This is a genomic window from Vibrio genomosp. F10 str. 9ZD137, assembly GCF_049974785.1.
GTDB lineage: Bacteria > Pseudomonadota > Gammaproteobacteria > Enterobacterales > Vibrionaceae > Vibrio.
Genome location: NZ_JBNGCJ010001061.1, coordinates 1 through 1,171 on the forward strand (window position 1 = coordinate 1; position 1,171 = coordinate 1,171).

Consider the following 1,171-nt stretch of genomic DNA (forward strand, 5'->3'; position numbering starts at 1 on the left):
TCCATACGACTTGCAATCGGCTACCGTATTTCTGTTTCGCAGTGGGTAGATACGCTCGAGACCCATTAACCATAACATTCAAGCCTTCACTCAGCCAATGGTCGACCTCTCTGCCAACGCCATAGCAATATCCGTTTGCATGCCAGTGCATAGTAAATAAGTTCCGTTGAATACGAAGTGAGAACTCTTCCTCAGACAGGGCAATATGATTTTCACTTCCTGCCGATGCGGGTCTTGTAATGTACCGATGCGCGACCATCAATTGATCACAAAACACGCTTCTGAGGGCATCCATGATCGAATCTTTCCCCGCCCCAGAGGCCCCTAGTACGTAGAACAACTTAGCCATGCCCGCTTCCTACTTTCAATTAATTTATCTAAATAGTCATTCGATTTTTGTAGTGAGTTTCTACGACTCACGCTTTATTAAAACACGCGTTTTCCCTGGCGTAATACCTGTTGTATTAAAGGCTGGCCGGCGCGACGCTCAACAAGTAATATATCTGCGCGCAAGCCCTCATGTATCGAACCTCGGTCATTAAGACTAAGCGCCGACGCTGGGTTAGATGTTGCTAATCGTGTCGCTGCAGCTAAATCCAAGTCGTTTCGTTCGTCATCAGCCAGGCCAAATACCGCCTCTAAAAGACTGCCCGGAAAGTAATCTGATGATAGCGTGTCGAGTACACCAAGGGTTGCCAGCTCATGTGCAGCCACATTGCCCGAGTGAGAACCCCCTCTAACGACATTAGGCGCACCCATCATCACTTTTAACCCCAATTCATGAGATCGTTGTGCTGCTTCTATTGTGGTAGGAAATTCTGCTAGAACCAGCCCCAAAGAATGTGACTCATCGACATGGGCTCGCGTGGCATCATCGTGACTGGCAAGAGGAATGCTTTTCTCTCGGCACAGCTGCGCGATGGTTTTACGATTGATATCCGAGAACTGGGCAGATTGTTGTCGCTGCTGCTGTTCGAAATCCGCCATTTGTTGATCGTTCAAGTTGTACTTCCCTTGGTAGTAGTCGTAGTACTTCTCAATGCTGACGAATTGACGTTGGCCCGGAGAGTGATCCATCAACGACACCATGTGTGTTTGCTCCAAATCAAGGTACTTTTTAGCGAGATCGACGGTGGCCTCATGGGGCAATTCGCAACGAATGTGTACAAAG

2 protein-coding genes are annotated in these 1,171 nt (G+C 48.2%); both read right to left on the reverse strand.

Translation table 11 applies throughout. The annotated features are described in order from the left end of the window. The coding region (gene phnN / locus ACP45E_RS22425; RefSeq protein ID WP_083251634.1) for a ribose 1,5-bisphosphokinase at window positions 1–349 on the reverse strand (349 nt) is incomplete at its 3' end. A gap of 77 nt (window positions 350–426) precedes the next feature. Beyond that, on the reverse strand, window positions 427–1,171 hold a 745-nt coding region (locus tag ACP45E_RS22430), incomplete at its 5' end, for an alpha-D-ribose 1-methylphosphonate 5-triphosphate diphosphatase (protein ID WP_069585543.1).